Annotated in this window: 7 protein-coding genes; 5 read left to right on the forward strand and 2 right to left on the reverse strand. The window is 68.1% G+C overall.

Annotated features, from left to right (window positions below):
- The first annotated feature begins 3 nt into the window (after positions 1–3).
- From HUA75_RS06725 to HUA75_RS06745, 5 genes are all read left to right on the forward strand, one after another.
- Entirely contained in the window at positions 4–12,279 is a 12,276-nt protein-coding gene (locus tag HUA75_RS06725) for a tetratricopeptide repeat protein (RefSeq protein WP_174485829.1), read from the forward strand.
- A gap of 136 nt (positions 12,280–12,415) precedes the next feature.
- Complete coding sequence (gene gltJ, locus HUA75_RS06730) at positions 12,416–14,545, forward strand: adventurous gliding motility protein GltJ (protein ID WP_174485830.1); 2,130 nt, start codon at positions 12,416–12,418, stop codon at positions 14,543–14,545.
- Between the two features lie 246 nt (positions 14,546–14,791).
- Positions 14,792–15,709: a hypothetical protein gene (locus HUA75_RS06735; RefSeq protein ID WP_254627373.1), complete on the forward strand. Its 918-nt coding sequence runs from the start codon at positions 14,792–14,794 to the stop codon at positions 15,707–15,709.
- A gap of 199 nt (positions 15,710–15,908) precedes the next feature.
- Positions 15,909–16,397: a toxin-antitoxin system YwqK family antitoxin gene (locus HUA75_RS06740; RefSeq protein ID WP_174485831.1), complete on the forward strand. Its 489-nt coding sequence runs from the start codon at positions 15,909–15,911 to the stop codon at positions 16,395–16,397.
- Between the two features lie 120 nt (positions 16,398–16,517).
- On the forward strand, positions 16,518–17,618 hold the full coding sequence (locus HUA75_RS06745) for a TIGR04552 family protein (protein WP_174453621.1): 1,101 nt from the start codon (positions 16,518–16,520) through the stop codon (positions 17,616–17,618).
- A gap of 37 nt (positions 17,619–17,655) precedes the next feature.
- Here HUA75_RS06745 and HUA75_RS06750 read toward each other — a convergent pair whose 3' ends face one another.
- On the reverse strand, positions 17,656–19,023 hold the full coding sequence (locus HUA75_RS06750; protein ID WP_217445916.1) for an Ig-like domain-containing protein: 1,368 nt from the start codon (positions 19,021–19,023) through the stop codon (positions 17,656–17,658).
- A 237-nt stretch (positions 19,024–19,260) separates the two neighbouring features.
- A complete protein-coding gene (gene ffh, locus HUA75_RS06755; protein WP_141649456.1) occupies positions 19,261–20,907 on the reverse strand; it encodes a signal recognition particle protein in 1,647 nt (548 codons plus the stop codon).
- Between the last annotated feature and the right edge of the window lie 129 nt (positions 20,908–21,036).

Raw genomic sequence — 21,036 nt, forward strand, 5'->3', positions numbered from 1 at the left:
CCCATGCAACAGCCCACGTCTCCTCGACCCACGCTGCGCGTGTCCGATGACCGGAGCTTCGTCGAAGCCGAGGCCTCCCTGGAGAAGTCCGGCCGCGTGGAAGAGCTGATCCGCCTGTACGAGGGCCGCGCTCGCGACGTCGCCGCCGACGAGGCCGTGCGCCTGTTGTGCCGCGCCGCGGAGCTGGCTCATGACCGGCAGCGCAACGCGCCTCGCGCCGAGGAGCTCCTCAAGCGCGCGATGCTGGTGGCGAAGGATCCGCTGCCCGCGCTGCGAGGCCTCAAGCGGCTGCACGAGTCGCGGCAGGACGCCGCGGCGCTCGCGGATGTGCTGGAGCGACTGGGCAGCTCCACGCAGGGCGAGGAGAGCGCCGGCCACTACCTGAAGGCCGCGGACCTCTACGAGCAGAAGCTCTTCCGCCGCGACAGGGCGGTGCTGTGCCTGCAGCGCGCGGCCCGCGCGAAGTCCGACCGGGCCATCTTCCGACGCGTGCGCCAGTTGCTGTTGTCCGAGGAGCGCTTCCAGACGGCCTTCGAGGCACTGGAGCGAGAGCGCGAGGCGCTGGGCGACGCGGGCATGGCCGAGGAGTACGCGGCGTTGGCGGAGCGACTGGTGGATGATCCCACCGAGCACGAGCTGGCGCAGCGGGTGCTGGATGTCGCCCGGACGCTGGAGCCGCAGAACGCGCGCGTGGAGAAGGCCACCCGGGCGCTGCAGCGCTTCGAGCAGACGTGGCGGGACCGTGTGCGGATGCTGCGCAGCATGTCGCTGGAGGAGCGCGACAGGAAGAGCGCGGCCCGGCTGTCGTTGCTCGTGGCGAAGCTGTTCGCCTGGTACGACCCGACCGCCGCCGGCAAGGTGAAGGAGGCGTTGGACCGCTGCTTCCTGCTGTGGCCGGGCATGCCCGAGGGGCTGTCACTCATCGAGAAGATGGCCGCGCGCTCAGGCGGCGATTTCGCGGCGGCGATTGCCCAGATTGAAGCCATGGCGGGCGAGGTGAAGGACCGCGCCGCGCAGGTCGACCTGTGGCTGCGCGTGGGCACGCTGCGTCTGGGGCGGCTGAACGACGCTCCGGGTGCGCTGGGCGCCTTCGAGCGGGCCGTGGCGGCGGACCCGTCGCGCGCGGACGCGGCGAGCCTCACGGCGGAGCAGTTGCTGGAGGGGGGCCGGGCGGCGGACGCGGTGGTGGTGCTGGAGCGCTACCTGACCACGGTGAAGGACAAGTCGAACCAGGCCGCGATGCGGCTGCGCCTGGCGGAGCTGTGCCTGACGCAGTTGAAGGACAGCGCCGCGGCGCGCACGCACCTGGAGGCGGCGCTCAAGCTGGACCCCACGCATGCGCTGGCGGCCTTCCAACTGGCGCGGCTGTTGGCGGAGGACGAGGAGCTGGAGGCCGTGGTTCCGCTGTTGGACCTGGCGCTCCTGGCGCCGCGTCCCAGGTCGGAGCGGGTGGCTTTCTGCGAGGCGCTCGCCCTGATGTTCGAGGAGAAGGAAGACGCGCGAGGTGCCTTCGAGGTGCTGTCGCGCGCGCTGGAGTTGGACCCCGCGCGGCCGTTGCTGCTCGGCTCGGTGGTGGAGCACGCGGAGAAGGCCAACGCGAGGCCCGCGCTGGCCCTGGCGCTGCAGCGCGCGGCGCAGGCGGCCCCGGTGGTGGAAGTCGCCGCGACGCTGTGGCGGCACCTGGCGCAACTGCTCCAGGGCCCGCTGGCGGACCCGGTGCGCGCGGAGGCCGCGTGGCGCGAGGTGCTGGCGCGGCTGCCCGGTGACGAGGTTGCCGCGGAAGCGGTGAAGTCACTGCAGGCGGTCGCGGCGCTCGCTGACGACCCGAAGGCCCGGCTGGAGGCGGAGGTGACGCGGCGCGAGGCCGCTGGCGCCGCGCCCGAGGAGCTGGAGCCGCTGGTGCGTGAGTGGACGCAGCTGGCGCCCGACGAGGTGAGCGCCGTGCAGCGGTTGCAGGCGCTGTGCGTGGCGCTGTCGCGCTTCGACGAAGCGGCGGCGCTCGCGGGGCGGCTGGCCTCGCTGGCGGAGACGCAGCTCGAGCGCAACGAGTGGACGGCGCGGCAGGCGAAGCTGTACGCGGAGCGACTGGGGCGCCAGGAGGACGCGGCGGACCTGTTCCTGGGGCTGTTGTCGGAGAACGTGTCCACCGGCGTGGTGGTGGGTGGCCTGGAGCGACTGGCCGCGGCGGGGGTGCGGACGCAGGAAGTCACCGAGGCCCTGGCGGCGCACTATGGGCGCGCCGGTGACCACCAGCGACAGGTGGCGGCGCTCCAGCAGCAGCTCGAGGCCACCACGGAGCCGACGGCGCGCAAGCGCCTCTTTTCGTTGCTGGCGAGCATCCACGAGAAGCAGTTGGCGGACAGCCGCGCGGCCTTCGACACCCGGGTGCGCGTGCTGCGCGAGGACCCGCGGGATGAGCCCACGCGCGCCGAGGCCCTGCGTCTGGCGCGGGACTTGTCCGCGCACGCGGAGCTGGGGCGCGTGCTGCGCACGCTGGCGACGGAGTCGGAAGACCCCACGGTGGCGCTGTCGCTGCTCACCGAAGCGGCGGGGCTCACGGAGGAGGGCGGGCTGGTGGCGGATGCCATCTCCGCGCTCGAGGCGGCGGTGGAGCGGGCGCCGGAGTCGGGCCCGGTGCTCCAGCGGCTCGTGCGGTTGTACGGGCGCGCCGGGCGCTCCGCGGATGCCGAGGAACTGCTGCGCAAGCGCATCCACGGCGCGCGTGGAGCGGAGCGGCTGGAGTTGCTGCTCCAGCTCGTGGACCTGAACGTGGAGCTGGGCCGTCCGGCGCAGGCCGCCGAGGCGCTCCAGTCCTCGCTCTCGCATGGCGCGGAGGAAGGCCGGCACCTGCCGCGCCTGGCGGAGCTGTACGAGAAGGCGGGCCGTACCCGCGAGCTGGGCGACACGCTGGCCCGGATGATTGGCCTGGCGGAGTCGTCGGGCGAGACGGACAAGGCGTCGCGGCTGAAGCTGCGGCGCGCGCAGTTGCTGCAGGGCACACAGGACGGCAGCGCCGAAGCGGTGCAGAGCTACGCGGACATCCTGCTCCAGCGTCCCTCGGACCCGGATGCGCTCGCGGCGTTGGAGGCGATGTTGGCCTCGGGGCCCGCGCGGGAGGCGGCGGCGCGCGTATTGGTGCCCGCGCTCGAGCGGACCAAGGACCACCGCAAGCTGGTGGCCACGCTGGACGTGCTGGCGGAAGTGGCGAAGGACGACGCGGCGCGCGTGCAGGTGCTGCGGCAGGCCGCGCAGGTGCATCTGGCGCATCTGAGGCAGCCGGAGCTGGCGTTCGCGGCGCTGGCGCGGGCCCTGCGACTGGCGCCGGGCGACGCCGGGTTGCGCTCCACGGCGCGTCAGGCGGCGGAGGACGCGGACTCGGTGGACAGCTACGCGGAGATCATCGCGGAGCTGGCGGAGGAGGGCGACGTGGGCCCCGCGCGCGGCGCGCTGCTGCGCGAGCTGGCGGAGGTGCAGGAGAAGAAGCTCGACGACAAGGCGGGGGCGGTGAAGGCCCTGCGTGCGTTGCTGGCCCTGGAGCCGGGCAACCTGGACAGCCTGCGCGCCTTGCAGCGGCTGCACCGCGCGGGCGAGGAGTGGGCCGCGCTGGCCGAGGTGCTCGAGAAGCTGGCCGCCGCGTCGCCGGAGCCCGCCGAGCAGCTCGCGTTCCTGCGTGAGGCCGCGCTGCTCCACGAGACGCGTCTGTCGGACCTGGAGAGCGCGTCGGAGGCGTGGCGCGCCATCGCGGAGCGCGACTCGGCGAGCCGTGAGGCCGCCGCGACGCTGGACCGGCTCTACACGGAGCTGGAGCGTCACCAGGACCTGGCGTGGGCGCTGGCGCTGCGCCGCAACCAGGAAGGACAGAGCCCGCAGGGGCGAGAGGTCTCCTTCCGCCTGGCGGAGCTGCAGCGCACGGTGCTGGATGACCCGAACGCGGCGCTGGGACTCTACAAGCGCATCCTCGCCGAGGACTCCGGTCACCCGGGCTCGCGCGCCGCGCTGGAGACGTGGGTGAAGGCGGCGGTGCCCGCCAGTGGCGCCGCGCTGGAGGTGTTGGATCCGGTGCTCGCGCAGGTGGGGGACCATGCCCGCCGCGTGGCGCTGCGCGAGGCTCGAATGGAGTCGGCGCTCACGGTGGAGAAGATCCTCCTGTCCGGTGAAGTGCGCCGCATCTACGAGCGCGACATGCGGCAGCCGTCGCTGGCCTTCATGTCTGCGGTGAAGTCCTTCGCGCAGGGGCTGGACCGGGACGGCGTGCGTCCCGACCTGGAGCGCCTGGGGCGCGAGACGGGCTCGCACGAAGTGCTCGCGGAGATCTACGAGTCCGCGGCGGTGGAACTCACGGAGGGAGACCCGGCGGCCTTGGAGCTGCTGCGTCGTGCCGCGGAGCTGCGCGAGTCGTTGGACCAGCCCGAGGAGGCCGCGCGCCTCTGGAAGAACCTGCTCGCGGACGCGCCGCAGGACCGCCAGGCGTTGGAGGCCCTGTCCCGGCTGTATGAGAAGGGGCAGAACGCGAAGAGCCTCTCCGAGGTCTACACCCGTCAAGCCCAGCTCTCCCAGGACGTGGAGGAGCGCGTCGGTCTGCTGCTCAAGGCGGGCGAGGCCTATGCCAACGCGGGTGAGGACGCGAAGGCCGTCGAGACCTATCGCTCCGCGCTCTCGCTGCGGCGGGTGCCCGAGGGACTGCTCGCGCTGGAGAAGCTGTACGCGAAGGCACGGCGGTTCGTGGAGCAGGCGGACGTGCTGGATCAGCTCGCGGATGGCGCCGCGGACGACGCCGCGCGACGGGGCTGGCTGCTGAAGCGGGCGCAGTTGCTTGAGAAGGAAGTGGGCCCCACGGAGGCGCTGCCGGTGTATCGCCGGCTGCTGGAATTGGCGCCTGGGGACGGGCAGGTGGTGGCGGGCCTGGAGCGCTTGATGGCGCACGACGGGCCCCGCGTGGAGGCGGCGCGCCTGCTGGAGCCCGTCTATCGCGGCCTGAACGACACGCGAAAGCTGGTGGAGGTCCTGGAGGTGTTGTTGCACGGCATCGCGCCGGAGCGGCGGCTGGAGCACATCCAGGAGATCGCCACCCTGCGCGAGGCGCTGGGGCAGACCTCGCTCGCGTTCGTCGCGCGGCTGCGGGCCTTCAATGAGTTCCCGCAGGAGACCTCGGTGCGCGACGAGTTGGAGCGGCTGGCGGCCGACTCTGGTTCGTTCGAGGAAGTCGCTGGCGCCTACGAGGACCAGCTTGAGCGCGACACGCAGGAGCCGCTCGCGGGTGACCTGTGGCGGCGTCTGGCGACGCTCTACGACAACCGGCTCAAGCGCTACGACCTGGCGGTCCGGGCGCTGGAGGAAGTGAGCCGGAGGGACCCGAAGAACAAGGGGGTGCTGGAGTCCATCGCGCGCGTGCATCGCCGCACCGGCGCGCACCGGGAGCTGGCGCTCGTCATGCGGCGTCAGGTGGCGGCGGAGCCGAGCGAGGCATCGCAGATCAATCTCCTGTTCGAGCTGGCGCACCTCGCCGAGGAGACGCTGGCGGACAAGGCGCTTTCGGCGCAGGCGTACCGCGAGGTGCTCGTCCTTCGGCCGGAGAACACGAACGCGCTCAAGCTGCTGGGCCGCGTGCTGGCGGAGATGGAGCGCTGGCCGGAGCTGGCGCAGCACATCGAGCGGGAAATCCAGCTCGCGGACGCGCGTGGCGCGCAGGAAGAAGCGTCGGACCTGCGCGTGCGCCTGGGGCGCCTGAAGTTCTCGCGTCTGGATGACCCGCGCGGAGCCCTGGAGTTGTACCAGTCGGTGCTGGCGCGCAGGGCGGGACATGCGGGCGCCGTCGGTGCGCTGGAGGAGATGGCCCGCTCGGAGAGTCCACTGCGTGGCGCGGCCGCCAGTGCGCTGGAGCCCGTCTTCGTCGCGGTGGGCAACCACCTGAAGCAGGTGGAGATGCTGGAGTCCCGCGTGTCGGCGGAGGCGGTGCCGCAGGAGCGGGCCGCGCTCTTGCGTCGCATCGCGGAGATGTATGCCGGCCCGCTGGAGAACGCGGAGATGGGCTTCCTGGCGGCGACGCGTGCGCTGCGCGAGCTGCCGGATGACCTGCGCTCGCTGGAGCTGTGCGCGTCGCTGGTGGACCGGGCCGAGGCTCCCGAGGAGCTGGGCTCGGTCATCATGGAAGTGGCGCCCAAGGCGGGAGACGCCGCGCGGGCCGAGCTGTACCGCTCGCTGGCTCGACTGCAGACGGACCTGGGCGAGCCTTCCGAGGCGCTGACGTCCTGGAAGCGCGTGCTGGAGCTGCGTCCCACCGACACCGAGGCGCTGGATGGCACGGTCCGCCTGGTGGCTTCGCAGGGCAAGCCCACGGAGCTGTTGGAGGTGCTGCGCCGTCAGCTCGCCGTGGCCGAGGAGCCGGCGCGCCGCGCGGCGGTGCTCTTCCAGATTGGTCATCTGCAGGAGGAGCAGCTCCACGACGCGCTCGGTGCGCTGGCGACGTTCCGGCGCCTGCTGGAACTCAAGCCGGATGACATGGCCGCGCTGGAGCGGATGGAGGCCCTCTGCCAGAAGCAGGAGCGCTGGCCGGAGCTGGCGGACGTGCTGGCGCGTCGCATCGCGCTGATGCCTCTCGAGACGGGGCTGGAGCTGAAGTTCCGGCTGGCCATGGTGCGCGAGACGCGGCTGTTGGACCGGACGGGCGCGCTGGCGTTGTACGGCGAGGTGCTGGCGGTGCAGCCCAACCATCCTGGCGCGGTCGGCCGGATGGAAAGCCTGGTGTCTCGCGAGCCGCAGAACCTGCTGGCGGTGGAGACGCTGCTGCGGGCGTTCCGCGCGAGCGGAGACGTGCCTCGACTGGCGCAGGTCATCGAAGCGCGCGTGGGTGTGTCCACGGACGCGTTCGAGCGCAAGGCGCTGCTGGGCGAGCTGGCCACGCTGCGCGAGTCGCAGGGCGAGGTGGAGCTGACGTTCCTGGCCCTCTTCCGCGCCTTCAAGGAGGACCCGAACGACGGTGAGGTGCGCCGGCGCTTGGAGAACGCGACGGACGGCTCCGACAGCTACGACGAACTGGTTGCCGCATACGAGGAAGCGCTGCCTCGCGTGGCCGAAGCCGCCGACGCGGCTCAGGTCTGCCTGAAGCTGGGCCAGTTGCTGGAGACGAAGCTGCGCGACTCCGACCGCGCCGTTTCCTATTTCGAGCGGGCGCGCACGCTGCATGCGGCGGTTCAGGGGCGGGCGCTGGTCGCGCTGGACCGCCTGTACCTGGAGCTGCAGGCGTGGCCGGAGCTGGCGGGCATCCTGGAGGCGCTGGTCTCCGGGGCCACCGAGCAGGTGGAGCGCGTGGGCTACCTCTTCCGCCTGGGTCAGCTCTACCAGGAGCGGCTGGACAGTCCGGACCGTGCGGCGGGGGCCTACGAGGCCATCCTCAAGGTGGAGCCGGGGCACATGGCCTCCGCGCGCCTGTTGGAGGGCATCTACGAGGCCGCATCGGCGTCGGAGAAGCTCTACGCCATCCTCAAGCTGCAGGCCGACAAGGTGGTGGGCGCGGAGAGGGACCGCGTCGTCTCGAAGATGGCGCAGGTGTCCGCCGAGGGGCTCTCGGACCTGGGCGGCTCCATCGAGCTGTACCGCGAGCTGCTGGCGAAGAACGCGCGCAACGACCAGGCCTTCACCGCGCTGGAGTCGCTCTACGAGCGCGCGGACCGGCCGCAGGACCTGCGCGAACTGCTCGAGGGGCGTCTGGCGATGACGCTGGACCCTCGCGAGGTGGTGCGCCTCAACGAGCGGCTGGGTCGTGTGGTGTATCGGCTGCTCAAGAAGCCCGAAGCGGCCGTGCCGTACTTCAAGGCGGCGCTGGACCGTGACGCGCGCAACCGCGCGGTGCTGGACACGCTGCGGGAGCTGTACGACGAGACGGAACAGCGCGAGGAACTGGTCGGCGTGCTGCGCCGGCTCATCCCCCTGCAGGAGAACAGCGAGGGTGTGAAGGCGCTGCGGCTGCGCCTGGCGGAAGTGCTGGCCGGCATGGGCCGCCGCGAGGAGGCGCTGGACGCCGCCCGCCGCGCGCTGGAGGTGGAGCCGCACCAGGTGCAGGAACTCGTCCGGGTCCACGCGCTCTTCGTCACCCTGCGCGCATGGAACGACGCGGTGCGCGCGCTGGAGCTGAAGGTTCAGGTGCACCTGGGCACCGAGGAGCGTGAGGCCGCGGTCGCCACGTACTTCGAGGTGGCGGACCTGTGGGCGGGGCAGGGCGGCAAGCCCGAGCAGTCCTCGAGCGCCCTGGAGAAGGTGCTGGAGCTGGACCCGTCGAACCGCACGGCCTACGAGCGGGTGTGCGAGCTGTACCGCACGTACAACGACTGGCGCGCGTATGCGACGGCGGTCGACCGTTACATGCCCCACTTCGTCACGGCCGAAGAGAAGATGGCGGCGCTGCGCGAGCTGGCGCGGGTGCAGGAAGAGCGGCTGGGGCAGAAGGACGTGGCCTTCCTGGCGCTGTGTCGCGCGCTGCAGCTCGATGCCTCCGACGACACGTTGCGCGAGGAAGTGGAGCGCCTGGCGGACGAGACGGGCAGTCACGAGGAGCTGGCCGCCGTCTACGAGGAAGTGGCGGACGAGCTTCCTCGCGGTCCGTTGGCGGAGCGGTTGTACGCCACGCTCGCGCGTGTCCACGACACGCGGCTGGATGATCCGCAGGCGGCGGAGGGCGCGTTCCGGAAGATTCTCGAGTTCGACCCGACCAACGCCACCGCGCTGGACGGACTGGCCGCCGTCTTCCATCGACGGGGCCACGAGCGCGAGTACGTGGTGGCGCTGGAGCAGAAGCTCGAGGCCGCTGGCTCCATCGAGCAGCGCAAGGGCATCCTGCGAGAGATTGCTCGCGTCTGGGACGAGAAGCTCGAGGACCCGACCGAGGCCGCCAGCGCGCTCCTGCGGGCCTTGGAGCTGGAGCCGGACGCGGAGGCGCTCGGGGTGCTCACCGCGCTGTACCGGCGGCAGCGCTCGTGGCGCGACGTGGCCATGACGCTTTTGCGCGCGCGTGATTTGGCGGACACCGCCGAGGAGCGCGCGCGCATCCAGGTGGAGGTCGCGGGTGTCTTCGAGCGCGACCTCTCCGATGACGACTCCGCCGTCGCCGCCTACCGGCAGTCGCTGGAGCTGGACCCGGTCAACCGCGAGGCGCTGGAGTCACTGGAGCGGCTGCACACCAAGCTGGACCAGCCCGCGGACCTGCTCGCCATCTACGAGCGCATGCTGGAGCTGAGCGAGGACTGGCGCGAGAAGGTCCGCGTCCTCTTCCGCAGCGCCAGCATCTGGGAGGACAAGTACCAGAACCCTGCCAATGCGGACGTGTGCGTGGAGGGCGTGCTCTCCATCGACCCGCAGAACGTCCAGGCCATCAAGGTGCTCATCCGCCTGCGACGGGCCCAGGCTCGCTGGGAAGACCTCATCACCGCCTACGAGCGGCAGCTCTCCCTGGCCGTCAGCCCGCAGGAGCAGGCGGAGCTGTACGTGGACATCGGCAACGTCCAGTACCAGCAGCTCAAGGTGGTGGACCGGGCCGTCAATAGCTACCACTCGGCGCTCGCGGCGGACCCCGAGAGCCGTCCCGCGTTGCATGCGCTCGGCAATCTGTACGAGCGCAGCGGCAACTGGCCCTTCGCGCTGGAGATGCTCCAGAAGGAAGCGGAGCTCGCGGGCCAGACGAAGGACGCGGTGGAGCTGTTCTACCGTTTGGGGAAGATCAACGAGGACATGCTGATGGACTCGGGCAGCGCCCGGAGTGCCTATCAGCAGGCCATCGCCATCGACGCGGGCCATCTGCCCAGCATCCGCGCCCTCAAGGGCATCCAGGAGCAGGAGAAGGACTGGAGCGGCTACGAGCAGACGCTGCGTCAGGAGGCGGAGCAGACGGAGGACCCGGCCGCCAAGGGTCGGGCGCTCCTCGATGTGGCGCGCTACCACGCGGAGACGCGCGAGGACCGAGAGACGGCCACGGGCTACTGGGAAGAGGCGCTCAAGCACATCCCGGACAGCATCGAGGCCGCGAGGCCGCTGGCGGACGTCTACATCGCCCATGAGGAGTGGGCCATGGCCGAGCGGATGCTCGACATCGTCACGCGCAAGCTGTCGGAAAAGGCCATGGTGGAGAAGGACGCGGCCACGGCGGCGGACCTGTGCCGGCAGCTCTACCGACTGGGCTACGTGGCGGAGAAGCTGGGGCGGCGCGACAAGGCCCTGAGCTGCTACGAGACGGCGTACGAGCGCGACGCGACGTACCTCCCCGCACTGGAGGGCTACGGCAACCTGCTGGTGCAGACGCGCCGCTACGAGGGCGCGCTCAAGGTGTTCCAGACCATCCTCATCCACCACCGTGAGGAACTCACGGACCTGGAGGTGGTGGAGGTCTACTGGCAGCTCGGTGACATCCACGCCGCGCTTGGCCAGGCGGACCGCGCGCAGAACCACTTCGAGAAGGCGCTCGCCATCGACCCGGGCCACGAGCCCACGCTGCGCGCGCTCGTCGTGCTGATGGACAAGGCGGGCCAGTACGAGAAGTCCGCCGACCTGCGCCAGCAGCTCGTTGGCGTGCTGGAGGATGAGGCCAAGGCGAAGGTGTACCTGGACCTGGGCCGCATCTCCCGCGACGAGCTGCATGACCCGTACATGGCCATCGATGCCTTCACGGGCGCGCTCAAGGTCCAGCCGGATGCGCTGGAGGTGATGGACCAGCTCTACGTGCTCCTGCGCGAGACGCGTCAGGGCCAGAAGGCCGCGGATGTGCTGGCGCGGATGCTGGCGCTGCCCGCGTTGGCGTCCGAGCCCCACAAGGCCAAGCGCGTGTGGTTCGCGTTGGGCGAATTGCGCCGCGATGACTTGAAGGACGTGGAGGGCGCGACCCAGGCGTTCAACGCGGCCCTGGACCTGGACCCGCGCTTCGTCGAGGCGTTCAGCTCCCTGGAGGCGATGCTCGGCGGTGCCCGCCAGTGGAAGCCGCTGGAGGAGAACTACACGAAGATGCTCGGCCGGCTGCCGAAGACGCCGGAGACGCACGTGGCGCGCATGGCGCTGTGGCGCGCGCTGGGCGACCTGTACCACCAGGTGCTCAAGCATCCGGAGGGCGCGGTGGCCGCCTATGGCGTGGCCGCCAAGGGGCTCCCGGATGACGCGGCGGTGCAGGAGGCCTTCGCGGAACTCGCCGGCAACATGCCTGGCAAGGAAGAAGAGGCCATCGCCGCGCTTCGTCGGGCGCTGCCTCACACGACGGACCCTCGCAAGATATGCGGACAGCTTGTCCGGCTGGCGGCGCTGCGCAAGGACTACGACGTGGCCTGGCTCGCGGCGCAGGCCGCGTCGGGCCTCCTGGGTGAAGCGGGGGAGGACGAGAAGGAGATCCTCTCCAAGCTGGGGCCGTACGCGAAGAAGAAGGAAGTGGCGCAGCGCCCGGTGGACGACCAGTTGTGGCACACGCACCTGTTCCACCCGAAGTCGCGTGGACCGCTCGCGGAGCTGCTCGGCCTGCTCTTCGCCAAGGCGGGGCACCTGTACGCGGTGCCCTTCACGCAGTACCAGCTCGTGCCGAAGAAGCACCGCATCGACGTGGCCAGCGCGCAGGAGTACCACGTGCACCACTACCGGTACGTGGCGCGCCTGTTGGGCATGGAGGGCGTGGAGCTGTACTCGCCCTTCCTCGTGGCAACGCGCGAGCGCATGGCCAAGCGCTCCAACGAGCCCGCTCCGGAGCCGCTGGTCAACGTGGAGCTCCTGCAGACGCACCCGCCCTGTGTCCGCGTGGGTGGCAAGTACTTCGCGGAGCAGGGCCAGAAAGAGGTGTACTACCTCCTCGGCCGCGCCCTGGCGTTGGCGCGTCCGGAGCTGGCCTTCGCGCAGTACGTGCCCGCGGAGCGCTTGGAGGCCATCCTCCAGGCTGCCCTCAACATGGTGGTGGGCAATGTGCGTGTCGCCGAGTCCCTCCACGGCGTGGAGATGGAGCGGCGGGCCCTGGAGAAGGTCCTCACGGACGTGGACCGCGCGGCGCTCGCCAAGGCGGCTCGGGCCTGGCTGCCCACCGCGACACCGCAGTCGGTGCGCCAGTTCCTGGAGGGCGCGGAGCTCACCGCGGCGCGCGCGGGCCTCTTCGTCGCCGGAGAGATGGAGCCGGTGCGCCGGTTGGTCCAGGGGGAAACGGGGTCCTCGTTCCGAGTGGCGCCCCGCAACAAGCTCAAGGAGTTGCTCGTCTTCGCCACATCCGAAGAGCTACATCACCTCCGTGTGGCTGTTGGCACACACGTGGAGGTGCAGGTTCGTCGATAGCGGGGTAGAACCCTGGGAAGGGTTCACGCGTTGATGAGCGACCGGGCGGTCAAGGCACTGATCCTTGACCCCTCCGGTGGCCACTTCTACGATTCCGACGGGATTTCTCCCGTCATTTCCGAGGCTTGCGGAAGAGATGCGTTTCGTCTGTGACAGCTGCCGCGCGCAGTACATGATCAGCGACGACAAAGTGGGCCCGAAGGGGGTCAAGGTTCGTTGCAAGAAGTGCGGCCACACCATCACCGTGCGCCCAGCGGGCGCCGCGGCGGGGAAGGATTCCCCGTCGGAGCCCGCGACTTCTTCCGCCCCTGCCTCCGCCTCGAACGGCGCGAGCACTCCGAGCACCCCGAGCAAGGAGGCCGAGTCGTCGTCGTCCTCCTCGTCCTCGTTGCCCGCCACGCTGGGGACTCCGCCGGAGGGCGGGCTCTTCACGGACGTGGAGGAGGACGAGATTGGAGCGGTGTTCGACCAGGTCCTCAGCTCTGGCACGCACAAGATTCCGGCGGGTGAATCCGTCGGAGAGGCCGCGGCGCGCGACGCCACGGCGGAGAACGTGCGCAAGCTGGCCGAGGCCGAGGACGAGCCCGACAAGGACGAGGCGAAGGCCCCGGCTTCTTCTCACGACTGGTACGTGGCCATCGACGAGAAGCAGGTGGGACCGCTCTCCGTCGAGAAGGTGAAGGACGCGTGGGACCGCGGGGAGGTGGGACCGGACAGCCTGTGCTGGCGCTCCGGTTTCAGCGATTGGATTCCCTTGTCGGAAACGGCGGAGCTGGCGTCGGTGCTGGCCCCGCGTCCGTCGAAGCCGACCATCGTCGCGCCGGAGCCGGTGTCGGGCTCTTCGCCCACGGTCCAGCCCGGGCCCGTGCAGTCGGCGTTCAGCGCGGGCAAGGCCTCCAAGGGCGACAGTGCCCCGGCGCCGTCCGCTTCCTCCGAGGCCCCCTCGGGTTGGAAGCCCTCCGCCGCAAGCGTGCTGGCCTCGCTGGTGAAGGAGGAGAACGATGCGTTCTCCAAGCCTCCGCCGACGCCCGCGCCTCCGTTGGGCCGGGAGCCCGTGTCCCAGTCGAGGTTGCTCGACGTTCCCATGCCTCCGCCCGAGCCGGTGTCTTCGCCGTCGCTCATGGGCGCAAGCGCGGCCATGGCAGCGCAGATGGCGCCCCCTCAGGCGCAGCAGCCCTACCCGCATCCGCAACAGTCGATGGCGCCCTACGGGCAGCCCTCGCAGATGCCCTATGGGCAGCAGCCCGCGCCGTATGCGCAGCCCGGTCCCGCGCAGTATTCGCCCGCGGGCTATGCGCCCACGTATGCGCAGCAGGGCGGGACTTCGCAGGGTGGCAAGAATCGGATGGGAATGATGGTGGGCATCGCCGTCGGGGTGCTGGGGCTCGGTGGTGGCGTGCTTGCGTTCACCATGAAGGGGGACAGCAAGGTCGAGGCTCCGGCCACCTCGCAGGTGGCCTCACCGCCTGTCGCGGCGGCGACTCCTCCGCCGGTCGCGGCTCCCGTGAATCCGCCGCCCGTGGCCGCGCCTGTCCAACCGCCTCCGGTGGTCGCGGGGGCGGCTGCGACGCCAACGCCGCCGCCTGTCGCGGCTGGAACGCCTGAGGCAAACCCGGCCGTTGCTGCGGGGACGCCGGCGCAGCCCGCTGCGACTCCGCCGCCCGTGGCGACGCCGCCAGCGGTCGCACAGGCTCCGGTGTCGCCCACGCCTCCCGTGGAGACGGCGAAGCCGCTCGACTCCGCCGTGGCGAAGGTGGAACGGACGACGCCTCGGAAGAACAATGGTTCCTCCGCCGCGGGTCGCAGGGAAGAGCCGGAGGAGCGGCCGGTGGCGCGCGCGGAGAAGCCCGTGGCGAGCGAGGGTGACAGCGACGACTTCGACGAGCTGTTCGGCACGAAGAAGCCGAAGAGCGAGCCGAAGCCGAGCGAGAACCGGCCGCCGACCGCCTACATCCCTCCCGAGCCTGGGGGCGGTGGTGTGCGCGATACCCTTCAGCGTTCCGACATCATGGAGGTGGTGCTGAACAACAAGCCCGCCATCGTGAAGTGCGTGAACGAGCAGAAGAAGAAGGACCCGATGCTGAGCGGCAAGCTGGTGATGCGGTGGACCATCCAGACGAGTGGCAAGACTGCGAATGTCACGTGCAAGACGGATGAGTACCGCACCACATACATGGCGAGCTGCATCTCGGGGCTCATCAAGAGCTGGGCTTTCCCTCGTCACAAGAAGCAGGGCGAGCCCATCGACTTTCCGTTCACCTTCTGAGCAGGCGAGGGTGTTTCCGGGTCCAGTGCGACACGTGGGTCACGCCTGGGTCCGATGTGAGTGTTCGCTTTCGTGAGGGCTGAATTTCCTCGAAGGCCGAGCGTCAGTGGGCGTGTCGACACTCGTTGACACGTCAGGACGGGCGGGACTAAAGCCGAGCCGCTCGCATGGACGTCGGGGTCTGAAGTCAGTGGCCGGAGGCCCCCAGAGAGACGTTCCAAGCAGACTCACGGAGGGATTCTCAACATGCAGCTTCGCAAGATGATGCTGGTGCTCACGGCGCTGGGCGCGATGAGCGGTTTGATGGCCGGTTGCGGTGACGACGACACGGGCGGCCAGGGCTGCACCTCGAACGATGACTGCGCGGGCACGGAGATCTGCCACCCGTCCGCGGGTGTCTGTGTGACGACGTGTGAGTCTGGTTCCGACTGTCCGGACACCGCCAAGACGTGTGCGCCCCTGGGTGGTACGAGCACCCAGGCCAACACGCGGATCTGCCAGTGCTCCACGGACGTGCTCTGCAATGGTGGCACGGACTCCGAGTCGACCGACCTGGTCTGCTCCGACCTGGACACTGTTTGCGTGCCGAAGTGCGACTCGAACGATGACTGCGGCACCGGTCGCGTGTGCGACACGGCGTCCGGCCAGTGCGAAGAGGACGACACCACGGGCGGCACCTGCACGGGCACCGGCCAGAGCAGCTGCCAGTATGGCCAGTTCTGCAGCAGTGGCACCTGCACCGAGGTTCCGGCGCCTACCTGCGCGAACTTCACGCCTGCCCAGGGTGGCAAGCAGCCCGTCTGGACCATCTCGGATACGGGTCCGATCATCTACGACATCACCAGGACGTCCTGGGGCACGGACAGCTTCTGCGCTACGGGCCTCACCACAGTCAAGGCTCGCGTCCGCGCGTACCAGCCTGCGACTGGCACGGCGACCTTCCCGGCCCAGGTCAGCGGTCTGCCCGGCCTGTTCTACGTGCGCGTCAATGGCAGCCAGTTGGATGGCATCCAGACCATTCGTCCTTCTGAGTACTCGACGTCGAACGGTGGGAAGAACGCGGACTTCACCATGAACTTCTGCGTCGACTCCGCCTCGACGACGTTGTCGATCGGCCTTTACTTCACCGATGGCAATGAGATTTGCGCCCAGTTGAACCGCTAGCTTTCTGGCAGCACAGAGCCTGAATCACGTGAGGCCCCATTCCTGTTCGGGATGGGGCTTCATGCGTCTCTGGTGAATTGTGGCAGTCGAGGCACACTCCCGCAGGCGCACGGCGCGAGAGTGAATAAGGTGCTCAGTTGCTCGTTTGAATGAGGGACGGTGCTCCAGTTACCCGTTGCCACGTGAGAAGGAGAAAGAGATGTCTTTCCGTATTGTTGCCCTGTGTGTGACGTTTGCCGCCTCCCATGCCATGGCCGAGGACACCTCCGTGGGCCGCGAGGTGCGCCTCAACTGCCCTGCGGGAACCCTTCAGAAGGGGACGCGGGTGAGCAAGGACCTTGGCGTCTTCTGCGTGAAGTCGTCGGGGGATGACAAGGGCTCCCACCATGGGCCCTATGTGGACTTCTGGGCCAACGGACAGAAGCAGTCGGAGGGTCAGTACAAGGATGGGTTCCGCACGGGCCACTGGACCTTCTACGACACGAACGGTGTGAAGACGGGGGAGACCCAGTTCGTGAACAACGACTACCATGGTCAGAGGGTTCAGTTTCATCCCAACGGCGCCAAGAAGATGGAGCAGACGTGGGTGAAGGGCCTGCGCGAAGGGGTTGAGGCGACCTACACCGCAGACGGTCAGAAGGTCTCTGAGCTCCGTTATGAGGCTGGAAAGCCGATGGCCTCGAAGTAGTCCTGACCGATTCGTTCCTGCCTGACTCGAAAGGCCCTCGCCTCCTTTTGGAGCGAGGGCCTTTCTTGTTGCTCCCAAGGGACTTTCCCGAATCGTGCTGCTCGGCTAGGAAGCGCAGGCGTGAAGGCTCCTTCGCTAACCCCCGTTCTCCCGGACATCCCTGTTCGCACTGTCGCGGAGATGGGGCTGCGCGAGCTTGAGCGCATCCGCCTCATCCTACGAGGGGGCTCGGTCATCGACTGGAGACGAATGCACTTCCAGGTTCGTGATGAGGTCGACCGATTCCTGCGCCTCTGCCAACTCGATGTCTCCCGCCCTTATGACGAGGACTGGGCCCGCCTCGTGTTGGCGGAGGCGGTGGCGTACCTGCGCAAGACCTTTAATTACCGGGTGGCAGATGCGGTCGCGAAGCCCGAAGAGATCCACGATCTCTTTCTCTTGGCCTCGGGCGCGAAGGGAAATGCTCGGCACCGCCGTATTGCGTGTGTCGTCCTGAAGGTGATGCACGTCATCCAGCATATCGAAGGTCGAGACCTTCTTTTCCGCCTTGCGATTTCGGAGGCAGAGCTGGCTGAGTTGGTGATGGAGAAGGTCCTCGGTGTCGCCCAGGAGATGCAGGCAAAGGGCCTTCCGATTGTGGAGTTCGCGCACTCCATCAAGACGCAGGACTCGCTGGTCACGAAGCTCCTGGCGAAGAAGGAGACGGTTGCAGCCCAGGTTTATGACCGCACTCGATTTCGCATCGTAACCCGCTCACGCGACGACCTCTTGCCCGTGCTGTATTACCTCACGCAGCGACTGTTCCCCTTTCACCTCGTGGTGCCGGGGCAGACTGAAAACACGCTACTCCCCTTCAAGGGAGTGCTTGAGGAACACCCTCACTTTGAGCAGTTCACCTCCAACCTCCACTTGGACCGGAACTATGAGGACCGGGAGGACCGAGGAGGGAACATGTTCTCTGGTAGCAGTTACCGGGCGCTTAATTTCGTGGTCGATATTCCCGTGCGGATGGATGCCTATCTGCCGCTCCCTGAAGAAGACACGCGGCCGCGTAAGGGCCGCGTGGTTATCTCTCTCGTGGAGTTCCAGATTGTCGATGCGGAGACCGCCCATCAGAACGAACTGGGTGAGAACTCTCACGAGTCATACAAGCGCCGTCAGAAGAAGCGCGTGCTGAAGCGATTGAGCCAGGGCCTGGTTGTCCCGAAGCGGCAAGGCTGAACCCTCCCGCTCGTCGGGCAACATTGCTTCTCTGCGCTTACGGATACTCGTAAGTGACTTCCAGTTCAGCCAACTTGGGATCTTCCTCGACATTTGAATCGATGCTGTCGACATTTCCGTCGTTATTTGTCCCAATCTCGAAGCGAAGCCGATACTGGGTTCGCTTGTTTCGAGTTGCACGGTTTGCCCAATCCTGAGCTACCACAGCGGTGACATCGATTCTCCCGGGGCGGCCGAGTGAGTCAGCGGGAACGGGGATTCCAGAGGAGAGGGGCTGAGAATGGTAGGCAGCTTCGAGTCGCGGATCGAAATCGAAACTAGTCGGGAGTTCCTCGCCAACATCCACAGGTTCAAGGAGGAGCCGTCCGAGCTTCCCATAAGGGTCGCCGCGCTGACCAGTCGCCCACCATTTGATTTGTGCTTGGCGGATGAAAACGAGTTCTTCTGGAAGACTGGTCATTTGAAAGCCCAAGAACAGCCGATAACTGAGGTCGCCTGACCAGTCGCCGACGTTGGCCCCATTGTAGAAGGAGGTCTGTCGCGAGAAATCTGGAGCCGACAAGGGACCGCTAGTCCTGAGATCGAAGTCGAAGGTCGTGATCGCCTGACGCATGGTCCGGAAGTTTCGACTCAAGGTTTCCACCAGTGGATTCCCCGCGACGTCACGCGCCGTGGCCGTGACTTGCCAGTGGAGGTCCGTTCCATGAGCAAGGCTCGAGGGCAGGGTGTATGTTATTACCGTTGACGCTGCATTCCATGCGAATGTGCCGGTATTGAGGCCCGCAGGCGATAGAATCGCGAATGCCGTTTCGACGGATCCTCTTTCCATGGGTTCCGAGAATACGACTTCGAGAAGTGTGTTCCGGCCAGCTCCAATGGCTCCATTCACGGGTGTCGTGAACAAGACCGTCGGTGGAGTTGTGTCGGGGGCAGGGCCTTCTGTAGTGAATGAGAGTGAATGAGTCCCACTCAAGGCATTGCCAACAAGGTCCTCGCCGACGACCGTGACTGTATAGAGAGTGTTTTCACTCAGGGGAGAGGCGACTCCCACGGTGAGCGTCGTGCCTTGAAGGCTCCAGGCGGCGTTGCCAAGAGGGTGCTCTGGCTGGAGCGTGACTCGAACGCTGCTCTGCTTCATCGTTTCGGAGAACGTCAGCACCAGGCCCGTATGGATGGATACCTGAGTGGCTCCTCCTAGCGGTGTTGTCGTCCGAATGGTTGGTGGGAGCGTATCGGCAGGCCCGGCGTCAGGCGTGCCTCCTCCATCCTGTTGTTGGCCGGCATCGGCGGGGGGCTGGCCCGCATCTGGCGGGTCCACGATGTCCGGAACATCGATGCACCCCAAAAGCAGGACGACGGCGGCGAGGGGGACGGAGAGGCGAAGTCGGTTCGTCATGAAGGGCATCAGTGCAGAGGGCGTTCCACAGCCAGGCACCGTCACGAGTGCCTGGCCCGGCACCCAGATGCCTACCACGGCCGCGTCAGGCCCGCGTGAGCTGGCCAGTTGCCCTCACGGCAGCCCGTCCGCCATCCCGGACCTCCATCCCGCGAACCGCCACCCCCCGTGAAACGAGAAGCCCGCGCCTCTCGGACTCCTCCGAGCAGCACGGGCTTCACCGTCGTGGACCTCGGCGCCTCGGTCCTACTTTTTCTTCCGGTTCTTCTTCTTGTTGTCCTTCTCCCGCTTGCGGCGCTCCTTGATGGCGTCGCGGTCCTCGGGCTTCCCACTCGCGGCGGGCGGGGCGTAGCCCATGAGGCGGGCCTTCGCCATGGCGGCCTGCCCCATGGGAGGCGTGTAGCCAGGGGCCACCTGCGGCAACTGCATGGGCATCCCCATGCCGGGCATGCCGCCGCTCATCATCTTCTCCATCATCTTGGGGTCCCCACCAAACATGCTGGAGAGGTCCATGTTCCGCATCTGCGACAGCTGACCCAACTGCTTGAAGCCTGGGATTCGGCCGAGGAGGCCCGGGTTCTGGCCAATGGTCCCCATCACCTGCTGCATCATCCCGAACTTCTGGAGCAGCTCGCGCACGTCCTCCGGCTTGCGACCGCTGCCCTTCGCGATGCGGCCAATCCGGCTGGAGTTGATGAGGTCCGGACGCAGGCGCTCCTTCTCCGTCATCGAGTCGTACATCGACTCAATCTTGGTCAGCTCCTTCTCGTCCGGGTTGAGCTGGTCGGTGAGGTCGCCGAAGAGGGGGAACTTCTCCAGCAGGTCCTTGAGCGGACCCATCTTCCGCACCATGCGGATCTGCTCGACGAAGTCCTTCATCGAGAACTGGCCAGACAAGAGCTTGCGCGCGTCGTCCTCGGCCTTCTTCTCGTCGACGACCTTCTCGAAGTCCTTCATCAGGCCGACGATGTCGCCGAACCCGAGGATGCGACCGGCGAGGCCCTCCGGGCGGAACTCCTCCAGCTTGTCCATCGACTCGCCCATGCCGAGGAACTTGATGGGCTTGCCGGTGACTTCCTTGATGGAGAGCGCCGCGCCGCCGCGAGCATCGCCGTCCAGCTTCGTCAGGATGAAGCCATCCAGGCTCAGGCGCCGGTCGAACTCGGCCGCGGTGCGCACCGCGTCCTGACCAATCATCGCGTCACACACCAGGAGGATGTTGTCCGGGTGGACGTTGGTCTTGATGGACTCCAGCTCGTTCATCAGCGCTTCGTCGATGGCGAGCCGACCGGCGGTGTCGATGATCACCACGTCGCACTTCTGCTCGCGAGCGGCGGCATAACCTCGCTTCGCCAGCTCGGGCGGCTGCACGCCGGGCTCGTGGTAGACGGGCACCTTGAGCCGCTCACCCAGCACCTTGAGCTGATCCACGGCGGCGGGACGGTAGATGTCCGCGGCGACGAGCAGCGGCTTGCGACCCTGCTGAAGCAGCCGGTTGGCGAGCTTGCCGGTGGTCGTCGTCTTACCGGAGCCCTGGAGGCCCACCATCATGATGCCGGACAGCTGCCCCTTGGGCTTGAGGTTCAGGCTCGTGTCGACCGGCCCCATCAGCGCCTCGAGCTCGTCGTGGCAGATCTTGATGAAGTGGTCCATCGGGCTGACCTTGCGCTTCTGGCCCGAGGCATCGGTGATGGTCGTCTGGACGAGCTCGCCCACGGCCTTCTCGCGGACGCGGGCGACAAACTTCTTCACCACATCGAAGGCGACGTCGGCCTCGAGCAGCGAGACGCGGATGTCGCGCAGCGACTCGTCGACCAGCTCGGGGGTGAGCTCGCTCTTGCCGGCGAGGCGGTTCTTGGCGGCGCGGAAGCCCTTGGTGACGGTCTCAAGCATGGGGGGCGCTTTATAACAGGGGGAAGGTGGGATGCGACCGTGGAGCGCATCCCGGACGTCGAAGAGTGGAGAGCCGGGCACCCGGCCCCGCCTGCCCGGGGCGGCCTGGAGCACGGACCCCGAATTCAT

Source organism: Myxococcus sp. CA040A (assembly GCF_013336725.1).
Lineage (GTDB): Bacteria > Myxococcota > Myxococcia > Myxococcales > Myxococcaceae > Myxococcus > Myxococcus llanfairpwllgwyngyllgogerychwyrndrobwllllantysiliogogogochensis.

What these genes read in the sequence shown, in the direction of transcription:
- HUA75_RS06725 (WP_174485829.1), top strand. Translation starts at nt 4, where the DNA reads ATGCAACAGCCCACGTCTCCTCGACCCACGCTGCGCGTGTCCGATGAC.
- HUA75_RS06740 (WP_174485831.1), top strand. Translation starts at nt 15,909, where the DNA reads ATGTCTTTCCGTATTGTTGCCCTGTGTGTGACGTTTGCCGCCTCCCAT.
- gltJ (WP_174485830.1), top strand. Translation starts at nt 12,416, where the DNA reads ATGCGTTTCGTCTGTGACAGCTGCCGCGCGCAGTACATGATCAGCGAC.
- ffh (WP_141649456.1), bottom strand. Translation starts at nt 20,907, where the DNA reads ATGCTTGAGACCGTCACCAAGGGCTTCCGCGCCGCCAAGAACCGCCTC.
- HUA75_RS06735 (WP_254627373.1), top strand. Translation starts at nt 14,792, where the DNA reads ATGCAGCTTCGCAAGATGATGCTGGTGCTCACGGCGCTGGGCGCGATG.
- HUA75_RS06750 (WP_217445916.1), bottom strand. Translation starts at nt 19,023, where the DNA reads ATGCCCTTCATGACGAACCGACTTCGCCTCTCCGTCCCCCTCGCCGCC.